General features: G+C 61.2%; 12 protein-coding genes. 4 read left to right on the top strand and 8 right to left on the bottom strand.

The annotated features are described in order from the left end of the window. The first annotated feature begins 3 nt into the window (after positions 1-3). The 4 genes from RLW41_RS12860 to trxA all read left to right on the top strand — a co-directional run bounded on the left by RLW41_RS12860 (position 4) and on the right by trxA (position 7,874). Positions 4-744, top strand: coding sequence for a nucleotidyltransferase family protein (locus tag RLW41_RS12860; protein WP_414461680.1), 741 nt, complete (start codon positions 4-6; stop codon positions 742-744). Next, entirely contained in the window at positions 744-3,860 is a 3,117-nt protein-coding gene (gene addB / locus RLW41_RS12855) for a double-strand break repair protein AddB (RefSeq protein WP_414461679.1), read from the top strand. The genes RLW41_RS12860 and addB overlap by 1 nt, the downstream gene beginning before the upstream one ends. Continuing rightward, on the top strand, positions 3,857-7,444 hold the full coding sequence (addA, locus tag RLW41_RS12850) for a double-strand break repair helicase AddA (protein ID WP_414461678.1): 3,588 nt from the start codon (positions 3,857-3,859) through the stop codon (positions 7,442-7,444). The genes addB and addA overlap by 4 nt, the downstream gene beginning before the upstream one ends. Positions 7,445-7,541: 97 nt before the next feature. After that, entirely contained in the window at positions 7,542-7,874 is a 333-nt protein-coding gene (gene trxA / locus RLW41_RS12845) for a thioredoxin (protein ID WP_414461677.1), read from the top strand. Between the two features lie 71 nt (positions 7,875-7,945). On the opposite strand, the gene RLW41_RS12840 is transcribed toward trxA, so the two are convergent. From RLW41_RS12840 to trpB, 8 genes are all read right to left on the bottom strand, one after another. Beyond that, positions 7,946-8,545 (bottom strand): cysteine hydrolase family protein, encoded by a 600-nt coding sequence (locus RLW41_RS12840; RefSeq protein ID WP_414461676.1) that lies wholly within the window; start codon positions 8,543-8,545, stop codon positions 7,946-7,948. Positions 8,546-8,600: 55 nt separating this feature from the next. Beyond that, positions 8,601-9,032, bottom strand: coding sequence for a DUF779 domain-containing protein (locus tag RLW41_RS12835; RefSeq protein WP_414461675.1), 432 nt, complete (start codon positions 9,030-9,032; stop codon positions 8,601-8,603). Between the two features lie 26 nt (positions 9,033-9,058). Then, positions 9,059-9,433 (bottom strand): DUF779 domain-containing protein, encoded by a 375-nt coding sequence (locus RLW41_RS12830; RefSeq protein ID WP_013946194.1) that lies wholly within the window; start codon positions 9,431-9,433, stop codon positions 9,059-9,061. A 111-nt stretch (positions 9,434-9,544) separates the two neighbouring features. Further along, complete coding sequence (gene adh / locus RLW41_RS12825; RefSeq protein ID WP_013946193.1) at positions 9,545-11,065, bottom strand: aldehyde dehydrogenase; 1,521 nt, start codon at positions 11,063-11,065, stop codon at positions 9,545-9,547. Between the two features lie 242 nt (positions 11,066-11,307). After that, on the bottom strand, positions 11,308-12,657 hold the full coding sequence (locus RLW41_RS12820; RefSeq protein WP_414461674.1) for a bifunctional folylpolyglutamate synthase/dihydrofolate synthase: 1,350 nt from the start codon (positions 12,655-12,657) through the stop codon (positions 11,308-11,310). 33 nt (positions 12,658-12,690) lie between these two features. Then, positions 12,691-13,770 carry an acetyl-CoA carboxylase, carboxyltransferase subunit beta gene (gene accD, locus RLW41_RS12815; protein WP_409562089.1) on the bottom strand — a complete coding sequence of 360 codons (1,080 nt, stop codon included), beginning with the start codon at positions 13,768-13,770 and terminating at the stop codon, positions 12,691-12,693. A gap of 178 nt (positions 13,771-13,948) precedes the next feature. Next, complete coding sequence (gene trpA, locus RLW41_RS12810; protein ID WP_414461673.1) at positions 13,949-14,779, bottom strand: tryptophan synthase subunit alpha; 831 nt, start codon at positions 14,777-14,779, stop codon at positions 13,949-13,951. 2 nt (positions 14,780-14,781) lie between these two features. Then, positions 14,782-16,023 carry a tryptophan synthase subunit beta gene (gene trpB / locus RLW41_RS12805; RefSeq protein WP_414461672.1) on the bottom strand — a complete coding sequence of 414 codons (1,242 nt, stop codon included), beginning with the start codon at positions 16,021-16,023 and terminating at the stop codon, positions 14,782-14,784. Positions 16,024-16,069: the final 46 nt, after the last annotated feature.

Below are 16,069 nucleotides of genomic sequence, written 5' to 3'. Positions count from 1 at the left end.
GATATGACGTCCGCCAAGCGCCCAACAAGCGCATTCGTCCTGGCTGCCGGCAAAGGCGAGCGCATGCGCCCCCTGACCGCCACGATCCCAAAACCGCTCGTACCGCTCGGCGGCAAACCCTTGATCGACCACGTGCTTGACCGCCTCGCCACCGCAGGGATCAAAAAAGCCGTCGTCAACGTCCATTACCTTGCCGACAAGATCGAACAGCACCTCGCCCACCGCGCCAAGCCGCAGATCGTGATCTCCGACGAGCGCAAGCATTTGCTCGATACCGGCGGCGGCGTGCTTCACGCGCTGCCGAAGTTCGGAAAAGATCCCTTCGTCATCCATAATTCGGATTCCGTCTGGATCGAGGGATTAGGCTCGAACCTCAATCGGCTGCTGGACGCCTGGGATGAGACGACTATGGATAGTCTGATGCTCGTTGCGCCGCTCGCAGCAAGCATCGGCTATGACGGCCGCGGTGACTTTCAAATGGACCCGATGGGCCGGCTTACGCGCCAGTCCGGCCCCAAGATGGCGCCGTTTGTTTTTGCAGGCGTCTCGATCGCGCACCCGCGCTTGTTCGAGGGTGCTCCAGCAGGCCCGTTCTCGCTCAACAAGCTCTGGAACCAAGCCATCGAAAGAGAGCGCCTCTTTGGCCTGCGCCTCGAAGGAATCTGGATGCACGTTGGTACGCCCGAAGCGTTGGCCGAAGCCGAAGCCGCCCTGATGGAACCGCTGACGACGAGTTCCGACTGATGGTGCCGAACGTCTTCACTCTGCCGCTCGGCGTCCCGTTTCTGGAAGCGCTCGCGCGCGCGATTTTGAAGGGAGACCTGCCGCGGCCGGGCGGCAACGCTCCCGACATTCTCTCGCTTCCAAAAATCACGCTGCTGCTGCCGACGCGACGCGCCGCACGCGCCGCGCGCGAAGCCTTTCTGTCCGTCGCCGACACACGCGCGCTGATCATGCCGCGCATCCAGCCCATTTCCGAGGGTGATGACGATGTCTCGCTGATCTCCAATCTGCTTGAACTCGGCCCCTCCGGCATCGACGCACTGGAGCAGACACCAGCGATCAATCCACTCAATCGGATGCTAGTCTTGATGCAGCTCGTCGGTCATTGGCGGCGGACGATGGCGGAAGCATCGACAGACAAGACAGCCCTTGGCTCGACGCCCGCACAAGCCGCCCAGCTCGCTACCGAACTCGCCAAGCTGATGGACGACATCGAGCGCGAGAACGTCTCGCTGGATGGCATCCAAAATCTCGTGCCGGAAAACTATGCCGAGCACTGGAAGAAAACGGTCGAATTTCTCAAGATCGTCACCGAATTCTGGCCGGCCTATCTCGCGGCCAACGGCCTTGCCTCGCCAGAAGCGCGCCGCAACGCGTTGATCGTCGCCGAAACGGAACGCATTGCTCGCCTGCAGCCAGACGAGGTCGTGATCGTTGCGGGCGTTACAGGCTCCATTCCCGCGACCGTCTCTCTCATGCACGCCGTCGCAACGCACGCCTCCGGCGCTGTCGTGCTGCCCGCTCTCGACACCTCGCTGGACGAGAGCAGCTGGAACAGGATCAGGCCAGAGCATCCCGAACATCCGCAGTTCGGCTTGAAGAAACTTCTCGACGATCTGGGCGTCTCACGCACCGACGTGCGCGAATTGCCCGGACTGGAAATCGACGCCGCCCGCCGCACACGCTCCGCGTTCTTCAGCGAGGCGATGCGCCCCTCGGCGACGACCAACCTCTGGCATGACTTTGCCACTCACGCAAATCGCGATGACCTCACCGAGGGCCTCGCTGGCGTCTCACTGATCGAAGCGCCGTCAGCACAAGATGAAGCCGAAACAATCGCGCTGATCCTGCGCGAAGCGATCGAAACGCCCGGCCGCAAGGCCGCCCTCGTCTCCCCTGATCGCTTGTTGGCGCGTCGCGTAGCGATCCGTCTCGAAGCTTGGGGCATTCGCGTCGACGACAGCGCAGGACGTCCTTTCGCCAAGACAGTTCCGGGCGCCTTCCTCGCACTCGTCATCAATACCGTCGTCAGCAGGTTTGCGCCGCCCGAAACGATGGCACTTCTCCGCCACCCGCTCTGCCGCATCGGCTTCAAGGCGTTCGACATCCGCCGCTTTGCACGCGCGCTCGAAATCAGTGCTTTTCGCAGGCCCTATCTCGGCCGAGGTATTGAAGGCATCCTCGCCGCGCTCGACCACGCCGATCTTGACGAAGACCAGCGCAAGCACCGCGCCGCCGAACGGCTTTGGCCGGAAGACACCGAAGGCGCGCGAGCACTTGTCCTCAAAATGGCCGAGGCATTCGGCCCCCTCCGCGAACTCTATGCCTCCGACGATCAACACACGCTTGCAGACCTGGCACGCGCGCACGCAGCAGCAGCAGAAGCACTTGCAGCATGGCCAGAAGACGAGCGTGGCGTTTCATCCGAGCAAAACCAGCTCTGGCAAGGCGAGGCCGGCGAGATGGCTTCGCGTTTCTTCGCCGATCTGCTCAATCCCGACACACCCAAGGTCGAAATCCGCGCCGCCGATTACGCTGATCTCTACGCGACGCTTCTATCGCGTGCGAACGTCCGCGAACGAACAGCCGTGCATCCGCGCATCTCGATCTGGGGACCGTTCGAAGCCCGCTTGCAGCAACCCGACGTCCTGATCGTCGGTTCGCTCAATGAAGGCACGTGGCCCGAAGCAGCCGAACCCGGCGCGTGGCTCAACCGGCCGATGCGCACCGAACTCGGTCTGCCGTCACCGGAAGAAGAAATCGGCCGTGCCGCGCACGATTTCATCTCGCTGCTCGGCGCCGAAACCGTCTATCTCACGCGCGCCGAAAAAGTCGATGGCGTGCCGACTGTCCCATCGCGCTGGCTGATGCGCGTGACGGCGCTGCTGAAGGGCATGAATCTGCTTTCCGTGCTGGAAGCCGAAAAGCCCTGGCTCGGATGGGCGCGCGCGCGCGATCACATTGATCCGCAAAACCGCCGCACCATTCAGGCTCCGGAACCCAGGCCTCCATTCGAAATGCGTCCACGTCGGATGAGCGTGACGGAAGTGGAACGCTGGACGAGCAACCCTTATGCGATCTTTGCCCGTCGCATCCTCGCGGTTGAGCCACTACCAGAGCTTGGCGCCGAGCCGGACGCAAGTCTTCGCGGCGGCATCATTCATAAGGTCGTTGCCGATTTCACCAGGACATTCCCTGCTGCCCTCCCCGCCGATCCGCAGAGCGAACTCAAGCGCATCGCGACCAGCGTGCTCGAAAGTTTTACGGGCCATCCGCGGATCGCAGCGTTCTGGCTGCCGCGTCTCGAACGCTTCCTTGACTGGTTTGCGATGACCGAAGCGGCGCGCCGTACCGGCATCGATAGCGTCATCGCGGAGACCTCCGGCCGCCTCGTGCTTGCGGGATTGACTGAGCCCTTCACGCTCTCCGCCCGCGCCGACCGTATCGACGATCTGGGAACAGCTATCGTCATAACGGACTACAAGACGGGGGCAGCGCCAAGCGATACCGCAGTCAAATCCGGACGCTCGCCGCAGCTTCCGCTCGAAGCCGCCATTGCATCGAGCGAAACGGGCTTTCCTAACCTGTCACGGCGTTCGGTCCAGGCTTTGCGCTATATTCGTGCTTCCGGCAGCGAGCCGCCAGGAGAGGAACGCATCGTCAAAACCGACGACGTCGCTGCCCTTGCCGCCGAAGCACGCACGGGCCTCGAGCAACTGATAGCGACCTTCGACAATCCGCAAACGCCATATCGCGCCATCCGCCGTCCCGGCTATCGCTACGATTACGACGCCTACGCCCATCTCGCCCGCGTGGCGGAATGGTCTGCCCATGTCGAAGACGAGGCCTCGTCATGAACCTCGAAGTCAAAAAAATCTCCGTCGAAGACATTCAGCGCGATACCAACGCCAACCAGAGCGCGGCATCGCATCCGCTGAATTCCGCCTGGGTGAACGCCAACGCAGGGACCGGCAAGACCCACGTTTTGACATTGCGCGTGCTGCGCCTGCTGCTCGCCGGAACGCGTCCTGAACGTATTCTTTGTCTCACCTTCACGAAGGCTGCCGCGGCCGAAATGTCGAAGCGCGTCTTCGACCGCCTCGCGGGATGGGTGACGGCCGAAGACAACGTGCTGCGCAAAGACCTGACTGACGTGACGGGCGAGCCGGTTCCTGACAGTCTGATGGCGCACGCCCGCACACTCTTCGCCCACGCCATCGAAACGCCCGGCGGCCTGAAGGTCCAGACCATCCACGCCTTCGCCGAACGGCTGCTACAGCGCTTTCCCCTCGAAGCGGGCGTTCCGCCGGATTTCAAAATCCTCGACGACGTCGCCGCAGGAGATCTCAAGGCCGACGCCATCGAAGCGACGCTGACGCTCGCGACCAGCAATCCGAACTCCCCGCTTGGCAAAGCGCTCGACGTTATCATTCGCTACGCCGCAGATTCGCAATTCGACCAGCTCATCTCGAAAGCGGTCGAAGAGCGCAAGTGGCTCGAAGCGACCGCACATATCAGCCCGCTCGACGTCGTCGAAGAACTGTCCTTGATGGACACGCTGCTTCGCCAGCACCTCGGCGTTCGCGCGGCCGTTGCTGTCGCCGATCTCCATCGCGAATGCGCAGACGTGCTTTCACCAAGCGACCTTCGCGAACTCACAGACCATCTGCTGAAGGGAAAAAAGACGGACACGGGCAACGGCGAGAAACTTACAGCCGCGCTTTGTGAAAACAACCATCGCCGCCGCGCCGATATTCTCTCCGATTACTTCCTGATCGAAAAAGGTGAAGCTCTTCGCAAAAGCCTCATGACCAAGGCATTGAGCGATGAAAAGCCGGGGCTGCACGATCGCTGCCAACAAGCTCAGCGGAACTTTTTCGGCCTCACGCAAGAACTGCGTGCGCTGACGCTCGTCGAAGCATCCCTCGCGCTCTATCGCATCGCGGGGGACGTGCTCCGTCGCTATGCCGCCGCCCGAAGCGCAGCCGGTGCGCTCGATTTCGACGACCTCATACTGAAAACGCGCGACCTACTGACCGGCGACAACGGCCAAGCGCAGTGGGTGCTCTTCAAGCTCGACGGCGGTCTTGATCATATCCTCGTCGATGAAGCTCAAGACACAAGCCCCGAGCAATGGGAAATCGTGTCCGGACTGGCGCGCGAGTTCTTCTCCGATGCAGGCGCCGGCAGCACGACGCGCACCCTGTTTGCCGTCGGTGACGAGAAACAATCCATCTATTCGTTCCAAGGCGCGGCGCCTGAAAAGTTTGCCGACATGGGACAACGTTTCGCCGATCTCGCGATGCAGGCCCAACGCACGTGGAAACGCGTGCCGCTCACGCTTTCGTTCCGCACTGTCAAACCCGTGCTCGATGCCGTCGACAAGGTTTTCAGCGATGCCAAACGAACGCCAGGCTTGATGGCGAATGAGGGCGTCATCACCCACGTCGCAAACCGCGTCGGGCACGCGGGCGTTGTCGAAATCTGGGACACGGAAAAATCGGACGACACCGCCGGCGCCGACCCGTGGCAGCCGCTTGCCGACGGCAAGGAGCAATCGCCCGCCAACCGCCTTGCCGATCGCATTGCTGACACGATCCAAGCTTGGCTCAAAAGCGGCGAACGGCTGCTGTCTGAGAACCGGCCCATCACGCCCGGCGACATTCTTATCCTCGTGCGCAAACGCCATCCCTTCGCAGTACCGATGGTCGCCGCCCTGAAGCGCCGTGGCATTGCGGTCGCCGGTTCCGACCGGATCAAGCTGATCGAACAGATCGCCGTGCAGGATCTCATGGTGCTCGGCGATTTCCTAACGCTGCCCGAAGACGATCTGGCGCTGGCGACCGTTCTCAAAAGTCCGCTTTTCGATTTCGACGATCACGATCTTCTCGACGTCGCGTACGACCGCAAGCAGAAGACGCTCTGGAAAGCGCTTATCGACAAGGCGGTCCTCAAAACCGAATACGCCTTCGCGGCCGAAACGCTGAAACGCTGGCGCGCCAAAGCCGACTTCACGCCGCCGTTCGAATTCTACTCGGCTATTCTCGAGCGTGACGGCATGCGCGCCCGCATGCTGAATCGCCTCGGTCCGGAAGCGGCCGACATCATCGACGAATTTCTCGATCTGGCGCTTTCATACGATGAAAGCAATCCGCCATCCTTGACCCAGTTTCTGTCGAAGCTTCGCGGCGCCAATCCCGAAGTGAAGCGCGACATGGACCACGGCCGAGACGAGGTTCGCGTCATGACGGTGCATGGCGCCAAAGGCCTTGAAGCTCCGATCGTATTCTTGCCGGATACCTGCACGACGGCGTCCGGCGAAGACGCAACATCGCGGCTCGTGAAACTCGGCGACATAGCCAGACCGGATAACGTTGCCGAACCCATCGTCTGGGCCGTCAAAGGCACGTCGAAAGTGCCTGCCGTCAGCAATGCTCGCGCGGCAAAAGAGGGCCTCGATGCACAAGAGCGAAATCGCCTGCTCTACGTTGCAATGACGAGAGCGCGCGACCGACTTTACATCGCGGGCTTTGAAGGCAAGCGAGGCAAGGCGCCTGGATGCTGGTATGACGTCGTCTCCGAAGCGCTCACGCCGGACATGACCGAAATCGTGCGTGACGACGGCCAGAAGATCTGGCGCAAGGAAACACCACAGATCGCAGCGCCGGAAAAACCAAAACACGAAAAAGGCGTTGAGAGTGAAATTCTTGCTCGCCCCGATTTCGCCACCCAGCGCGCAGCGGCCGAGCCCAAACTCTCCGTGCCGCTCGCGCCATCGCGCCTGGAGCCTTACGCGCCGGACGCCGAAGGCGAACCCTCCGCGCCCGCGAAGCGCGATGCCGCCGCGACGTACGATAGCCCGTCGCCGCTTTCGGTTGGCGGTCCCAATCGCTTCCTGCGAGGCACCATCACGCATGCGCTTTTGCAGCATCTGCCATCCGTTAATGAAGATCGTCGCGCAGAAATCGCAGAGGCCTTTGTCGAACGGCGCGGCGCGGCTCTTCCAGCCAAGGTGCGCGCGAGCGTCGTCAGCGAAACGCTTGCCGTTCTGCACGATGCTGCCTTCTCCGCGATCTTCGGGCCGCAAAGCGTCGCCGAGGCGCCCCTCGCGGCCGTCATCCCACGTCCGGCGGGCACAGGCCCGGCACTCGATTTGTCCGGCCAGATTGACCGCATCGCAATCACCGAGCAGGAAGTCTTGATCGTCGATTACAAGACCAACCGGCCGCCGCCCGCCGAGGTCCATCTGGTTGCAGACGCTTATCTTTACCAGCTCGCGGCCTACCGCCTCGCCCTCCATGAAATCTATCCCGGCAAGACCGTCCGGGCGGCACTCCTCTGGACGGACGGCCCACGACTCATGGAAATTCCGGCAGACGTCCTCGATGCCTATACGGGCCGCCTTTGGGACCTGGACCTGGGCAGCCTTGACGCTGTTTGACCTAATCCCTACTTGTGGTGTCGGTTTTTTGCATTGCCCGCGACCGCGGCAAACGGGCCCGGACGATAGAAACCGGCCCGGAAATGGAGAAGAATCAATGTCTAACGCAGTGACCGATGCAAGCTTCGAAGCTGAAGTCCTGAAGTCCAGCGAACCTGTCGTTGTTGACTTCCATGCCCAGTGGTGCGGCCCCTGTAAGGCTATGGCACCCGCCCTCGACCAGGTCGCCAAGGAAATGGCCGGCAAGGTCAAGGTCGTCAAAGTCGACGTCGATGAGAACCCGCAGGTGACCGGCCATTACGGCATTCGTGCCATGCCGACGCTGCTGATCTTCAAGGGCGGCAAGGTTGCGGCTCAGCACACCGGCGCCATTGTGCAGAAGAAGAAGCTTGAAGACTGGATCACCTCCAGCGTTGCAGCTTCGGTCTAAGGCACCACCGCACTCCGACAACGAAAGCCCCGCCTCGCGCGGGGCTTTTTTTGTGCGAAGCGATGCCCGCTTCAGTCGGCAATTTTATCTATCGTCGGCACGACAACAGCGAAAATATCGTTGAGAGCCGCCAGGCTCGCCTCGTGCAGATCCTTGGCCGAAACCGCACCGCCGGATGGATTGGGAAGCGACCGCGTCGCCGTTGCGTTTCCGATCACCGTGGCGCGATAGCCGTGATTGAACGCAGCGCGCGCCGTCGAATTCACACACACATGCGTCATGAAGCCGACGAGCGCGACCTCCTCGACACCATAACCTTTCAGCAGATCATCGAGATTGGTCTTCTCGAAAGAGCTCGGATAGTTCTTCACGACGACCGGCTCGCCATCACGCGGGGCAACGATGTCGGCGATCGCGCCGATGCTGTCACGCACATCATAGGGCGTGCCCGTCCCGGCATCGTGCTGGATGTGAATGACCGGCCGCCCAGCATTGCGATAGCGGCTCAAAAGAGATTGGCATTCGATAAGCGCAGGCTCGACACCTTCGAGCTGCATCACGCCTTCCCGATACGTGTTCTGGCAGTCGATCAAAATGAGTGCCGAATGACCGATGCTCGTGGGCGTGTAGCCCATACCCGTGATATCGCGCAGCGTGCGTGAAACAGCCATCTTCAACAATCCTGCTTTAAGTCGTCGTTTGTCGCGTCGAACAGAGAGCAACGTCTCACATTGACGGCGGGTGCTCTGCTCCGCTCGGCGGAGGACCGAGCGCGTCCAGCTCGTCGTTCTCGGCATCGGTATAAATGCGTGACCGCGTCAGGAAGCGAACGCCTTCCGGACTCTCGACGGAAAAGCCCGACCCGCGTCCCGGCACCACGTCGATGATCAGATGCGTGTGCTGCCAATATTCGAACTGGGAGCGGCCCATATAAAACGGCTGGCCGCCGATCTCGCCCATGTAGACGTCTTGCGCGCCGACTTTGAATTCGCCGCGCGGATAGCACATCGGTGCACTGCCATCGCAACATCCGCCGGACTGATGAAACAACAGCGGGCCGTGAATGCCGATGAGTTTGTTGATGAGATCGAGCGCCGCCTGCGTGCAGGAAACCCGCGACACTTGAGATTCAAGTTTTTCCGCCGTTTCGGTTGTCATTTTTTCCTCCGCGAGGGCTCGCAATTCTAATTCTTCTTATCAACGCTCTCCTGAGAGCAAGTCTCTCCCGCAACGGGCATCAATGTAAAGCGCTGCCCAGCCCCCGCAGGCAGCGAAAAGCCGATAGCTGGTCCAGGCGCGATATCCAGAACATAGGCACGCGCACGACAGGCGACACCTCCGTCGCGATCCTCCATTTCGTAGACCGGCACACCGTCGACTTCGCCAAGAAGATGATCGCGCGCCCCGATCCGCAACGCCTGAGCCGGTAGACAAATCGGATACTGCCGCCCTCCGACGCGGCCGCCGCTTGTATGAAGCATGAGCGGCCCGTGATCGTCACGGGCCTGCGCAAGCGCAGCCCGAGCTTCTGGCGTTGCTGAAATCTTGACCGACGTCATCCGAGCATCCCGTCTCTTTGGTCGGGGAGAAACATATCGATAAGAGGCAAACGCAAACGGGGCGCATCCGTTGCCGGAACGCGCCCCGCGGAACTCTTAAAGCGCGAAGGCTCAGAAGAAGCCGAGCGCCTTTGGGCTATAGCTGACGAGCATGTTCTTCGTCTGCTGATAATGATCGAGCATCATCTTGTGCGTCTCGCGGCCGATGCCCGACTGCTTGTAGCCACCGAACGCAGCGTGCGCCGGATAGGCGTGATAGCAGTTCGTCCAGACGCGGCCAGCCTGGATGCCGCGGCCCATGCGATACGCGCGCGTGCCGTTACGGGTCCACACGCCCGAGCCGAGGCCGTAGAGCGTGTCGTTGGCGATCGCCAGCGCTTCCGCATCGTCTTCGAAGGTCGTAACGGAAACGACCGGTCCGAAGATTTCCTCCTGGAAGACGCGCATCTTGTTGTGGCCTTCGAGCACGGTCGGCTCGACATAGTAGCCGCCCGCGAGTTCACCGCCGAGGTTGGCACGACGGCCGCCCGTCAGCACGCGAGCGCCTTCGCCCTTGCCGATCTCGATGTAGCTCAGGATCTTTTCGAGCTGATCGTTGGATGCCTGCGCACCGATCATCGTCGAAGCGTCCATCGGATGGCCCTGCTTCACCTTCACGACACGCTCAAGAGCTCGCTCCATGAACTTCTCATAGATCGAACGCTGGATGAGCGCACGGCTCGGACAGGTGCAGACTTCGCCCTGATTCAGCGCGAACATCGTGAAGCCTTCGAGGCACTTATCGAAGTACTCATCGTCCGCATCCATCACGTCGGCGAAGAAGATGTTCGGCGACTTGCCACCAAGCTCCAGCGTGCACGGAATGATGTTTTCCGACGCGTACTGCATGATGAGGCGACCCGTCGTCGTCTCGCCCGTGAAGGCAATCTTGGCGATGCGCTTGTTCTGCGCCAGCGGCTTACCCGCTTCGACACCGAAACCGTTGACGACGTTGACGACACCTTCGGGCAGGATATCGCCGATAATGTCCATCAGAACCATGATCGACATCGGCGTCTGCTCGGCAGGCTTCAGCACGACGCAGTTACCGGCGGCAAGCGCAGGTGCCAACTTCCAGACTGCCATCAGAAGCGGGAAGTTCCATGGAATGATCTGCCCGACGACGCCGAGCGGCTCATGGAAATGATAGGCGACGGTATCGTGGTCGATCTCGGCAATCGAACCTTCCTGCGCGCGGATACAGCCCGCGAAATAGCGGAAGTGATCGATTGCGAGCGGCAGATCGGCGTGCGTCGTCTCGCGGATCGGCTTGCCGTTGTCGATGGTCTCGACAAGCGCCAGGACGTCGAGATTTTCTTCCATCCGATTGGCGATTTTCGCCAGTACACGGGCGCGCTCAGCAGGCGAGGCATTGCCCCAGGATTCGCGCGCCTTGTGCGCAGCGTCGAGCGCCAGTTCAATATCTTCCGCCGTTGAACGCGCGATTTCGCAAACCTGCTGGCCGGTAATCGGCGTCACGTTGGAAAAGTATTGGCCGCGCACCGGCGCAACCCACTTTCCACCAATGAAATTGTCATAGCGCGGCTTGATGATTTGCCGGCCTTTGAGCTTATCCATAGCTACGTGCTGCATGCTTCATCTCCTCCGGAATGACGCCTGTTCGGCGGTCTTATTTGCTTTGGTGTTTGGTCGTACTGGAAGCTTGGTTTCTATGGCTCCGTTCTTGGGGTGCCGCAACAGGACTGCAGTAGGAGCTGCAGACCGATATAGTCGCTCTAACCTAGCGCATTTCGCGGACCGCTGAACCGAAAAAAGCCGGACGTCGGATGACCAGCCTTGACTTGGCGCAAGCCGGCAAACACCGCCGTTGCAGCTTATTCGAGGCCTTGCTGAAGGGAAAGCACATGGCCCGCCAAATAAAGCGAACCGCAGATTAAAACCCGCTTCGGACCTTCGGGCAGCCCCGCAATCGTCTGCAGCGCATCGATCACGTTTTTGCGATCAAGCGACTGCATGCCGGCGTTTCTGGCAACTTCCGCGAGATCCTCTTCGCTGTGCGGAGCCTCATGTGCACCGGGGATCGGCACGGTGTAGATCGCGCGAACGAGCCCACGAAACGGCGCCAGGAAACCGAGAGAATCCTTGCCCCCCATCATCCCGACGATCAGATAGACCGGCTTGGGAGATTTCTCATCGAGCGCTGCAAGCGTATCGGCGAGCATATCGCCCGCGGCCGGGTTATGACCGCCGTCGAGCCACAGCTCGGCTTCCTCACCGAGGATGGCCGGCAGCGGACCTGATGTGAGCTGCTGCATGCGCGCCGGCCATTCGACCGTTCGCAGCCCCTCCTCGATGGCGCGTTCATCGACGGCAAGTTCCGGAACCGTCTCGCCGAGAACGAGCGCTGCCGCGACAGCCGTTCCAGCATTGACGATCTGATGCCGGCCAATCAGCGCCGGGAGAGGCAGATCGAGTAGCCTGTCCTCTCGTTGCACGACCAGGCGCCCGGCCTGCTCGTAGGCGTCGTAGTCCCGGCCCCATACGGTCAGCGGCGCACCGATCGTCCGGGCTCGACCGTCAAGCACAGTCAGCACATCATCCGTTTGCTGCGAAATGATGCCCGGAACGCCGGATTTCAAAATACCGGCTTTCTCGAAGGCTATCTTGCCGAGGGTCGGGCCGAGCTTCTCGGCGTGGTCCATCGAAATCGGCGTGATGACCGTCAACGCGGGCTTCGCGATCACGTTCGTTGCATCGAGCCTGCCGCCAAGGCCGACTTCGAGCAGCAGTACATCTGCCGGACGCTCCGAAAACGCCAGGAAGGCCGCCGCCGTCGTGATCTCGAATTGGGTGATGTCGTCGCCGTCATTAACAGCGTGCACGCGCGTCAGCACATCGACGAGTGCGTCCTCGTCGATTGCGTGCGCTTTCCCGTCATCACCGGCGAGCGCGATGCGCTCGTGAAAGTGCACGAGATGCGGTGACGTGTAGATGTGGACGCGCTTCCCCGCCGCCTCGGCGAACGCGCGAAGATATGCCGTCACCGAACCCTTGCCATTGGTCCCGGCTATATGGACGACGGGCGGCAGCTTCTTTTCCGGATGACCGAGCTTAGCAAGTAGACGCTCCACCCGGCCGAGCGACAGGTCGATCAGCTTCGGATGCAGGAGCATCATGTCGGCCAGAATCGCGTCGCTGGTCCGCCGTTTCGTCGACGAGGTCATATCCGTGCGCCCCGCATTTTTTTGAAGGGTTCGTTAGGCGCTCCGCGGAGCATCTTTCTGTGCCGTCGAAGCTGCAGTCTCGTCACGCTTCGGCTTGTCCGCCTTGGCCGGTTCGAACCGCTGGCTGTTCGGCACGGCCTCAGGCTCGACCACTCCGGATTCCCGAGCCGCCGTCTCGATGACGTTGCTGTCGACAGACGAGCCGTTGACGTATGGCTTGCCGTTGACCTTGCCTGTGCTCTTCGAAGCCTTAACCGTGGCCCCGCCCATGAGCAGCCGGCAAACACGCGCCAAAGTCTCGCGCATCTGATGACGATGCACGACCATATCGATCATGCCATGCGACAGCAGGTATTCCGCACGCTGGAAGCCGTCCGGCAACTGCTCGCGGATCGTCTGCTGAATGACGCGCGGACCGGCAAAGCAAATGAGCGCGCCTGGTTCTGCAATATGGACGTCACCCAGCATGGCGTATGATGCCGTAACGCCGCCGGTCGTCGGATCGGTGAGAACGACGATGTAGGGAAGGTGCGCATCGCGCAGCTTCTGTACCGCAATCGTCGTGCGCGGCATCTGCATGAGCGACAGGATGCCTTCCTGCATGCGAGCGCCGCCCGAGGCCGCAAACAGAATGAAGGGCGTCTTGAGTTCCAAGGCGCGCAGCATGCCCGCAATAATCGCTTCGCCCGCAGCCATGCCGAGCGAGCCCGCCATGAAGCGGAAATCCTGAGCCGCAGCGACGATCGGCATGCCTTCGAGCTGGCCTTCACCGACCAGAACGGCGTCTTCGAGCTTGGTCTCGGCCTTGGCGTCTTTCAGACGATCAGTGTATTTGCGGCCGTCGCGAAACTTCAGCGGGTCCTGCTGCACGGTCGGAACGGCGACCGTCCGATACTCGCCAGCATCGAACAGGTGTTGCAGCCGTTGCTGCGAACCCATGCGCATATGATAGTTCGAGCCGGGTACAACGAACTGGTTCGCCTCGAGGTCTTTGTAAAAAACCATCTGGCCCGACTCCGGGCACTTCACCCAGAGATTGTCCGGTACCTCACGCTTCGCCGTCGACAAAAGCCCGCTGATTTTCGGGCGAACGACGTTATTGATCCAATTCACGTCCCGTTGGCTCCTCAAAAGCCGCTACAAGGTGTGCTTACCGCATCAGTGTGCGGGCACAATGGCACCCCTCTCTCAGTCCGCCCATCTTTGGCGCTCCTGGCGAACCGGCGCTCGGACATGGTCCGGACATGGGGTGCAGAAGGCCGTATCCAATAGAGCTAATCAAGGAAAAGCGCTAGTCGGCGCTTAGTGCCGAGCTTAATTCACGGACCAGTCGAGAAACGCTCTCGCAGGTCGTTCCGCTCGGCTCACCCTTTGATCCTAAAGACTTTTCGATGGCCGACACAATAGCCGAGCCGACCACGACGCCATCTGCTCCCCGGGCAATTGCCCGCGCCTGCTCGCCGGTCCGGACGCCAAAGCCCACCACAACCGGCAGCGGTGTCGCGTTCTTTATCCGCTGCACCTCATTATGAACATCGTTCACTACGGGGGCGGCTGCCCCGGTGATGCCGGTGATCGACACGTAGTAAACGAAACCTGACGTATTCTGCAGTACCGCTGGAAGGCGTTTCGCGTCTGTTGTCGGAGTTGCGAGCCGAATGAAGTTCAGCCCGGCCTTGAGCGCCGGCAGACACAGCTCGTCGTCGGCCTCGGGTGGCACATCGACGACGATCAGACCATCGACGCCGGCAGCCTTCGCATCCTTGATGAAGCGCTCGTTGCCGTAGACGTAGATCGGGTTGTAGTAGCCCATCAGAACGATCGGCGTCGCATCATCCTTGGTGCGAAACGCCCGCACCATTTCGAGCGTCTTGAGCATGTTTTGGCCGGCCTTGAGCGCCCGCTGTGAGGACGCCTGGATCGCCGGACCGTCCGCCATCGGATCGGAAAACGGCATGCCGAGCTCGATGATGTCCGCCCCGGCTTTGACCAGATCGTCCAAAATCGCCGCGCTCGTTTCGAGGTCGGGATCGCCCGCCGTCACAAACGTGATCAACGCCTTGCGCTTCTGTTTCTTCAGCGCTGCAAAGCGCGCGTCGATGCGTGTCTCGTGCTTGGTCATCGTCAGATCTTCATGCCCAGATGCTTCGCGACTGTGGCCAGATCCTTGTCACCACGGCCAGAAATGTTGACGACGAGAAGGTGATCCTTCGGCAAGGTCGGCGCGAGCTTCTTCACGTGCGCCAGCGCGTGGCTCGACTCGAGAGCCGGAATGATGCCTTCAAGCCGCGTGCAGAACGTCAGCGCATCAAGCGCCTCCGTGTCGGTCGCAGGAACGTAGGTCACGCGGCCGATATCCTTCAGCCACGAATGTTCCGGCCCGACGCCTGGATAATCGAGGCCCGCCGAAATCGAATGGCCTTCGAGGATCTGTCCGTCGCCGTCCTGCAAGAGATACGTGCGATTGCCGTGCAGAACGCCCGGCGAGCCACCCGTCATCGATGCCGCATGGCCGTTCTCAACATCAACCCCGTGACCGCCCGCTTCGACGCCATAGATCGCGACGTCCTTATCATCGAGGAACGGATGAAACAGCCCAATGGCGTTCGAGCCACCGCCGATGCACGCGACCAGCGTATCCGGAAGACGGCCTTCCACCTCCATCATCTGCTCACGCACTTCCCGGCCGATGATCGCTTGGAAGTCGCGCACCATCGCCGGATAGGGGTGGGGACCTGCCGCCGTACCGATGAGATAATATGTGTCGCGAACATTCGTTACCCAGTCGCGCAACGCTTCGTTCATCGCATCTTTCAGCGTGCCCGCACCTGAGGTGACGGGATTGATCTTGGCGCCGAGGAGTGCCATGCGCGCAACGTTCGGCGCCTGCCGCTCGACGTCGGTTGCACCCATGTAGATCTCGCACGGCATGCCGTACTTTGCACAGACCGTGGCCGTTGCAACGCCGTGCTGACCCGCACCGGTTTCCGCGATGATGCGCGTCTTGCCCATGCGCCGCGCCAACAGGATCTGGCCAAGGCAATTGTTGATCTTGTGCGAGCCGGTGTGATTGAGCTCTTCACGCTTGAAATAGATCTTGGCGCCGCCAAGCTCCGCTGTCATGCGCTCCGCGTAATAGAGCGGGCTCGGGCGCCCCGCATAGGTCAGGCTGAGATTGTTCAGCTCGCGCTGAAATTCCGGGTCCGCCTTCGCCGCCTCGTAGGCGCGTTCGAGATCAAGGATCAGCGGCATCAGCGTTTCGGCGACGAAGCGGCCGCCAAAGATGCCGAAAAAGCCCCTGTCGTCCGGCCCCGTTGCGAAACTGTTGAGCGCGGCTTCCGCCGCCTTCGTCGATGTGGTTGCCATGTCGGTCGCCGTAAAGGCCTCGCTGTGTCGCCCTACTCCCGCATCG

The sequence above is a fragment of the Hyphomicrobium sp. DY-1 genome, assembly GCF_047497105.1.
Lineage (GTDB): Bacteria > Pseudomonadota > Alphaproteobacteria > Rhizobiales > Hyphomicrobiaceae > Hyphomicrobium_B.
This window is presented reverse-complemented; position numbering and strand designations above follow the sequence as displayed.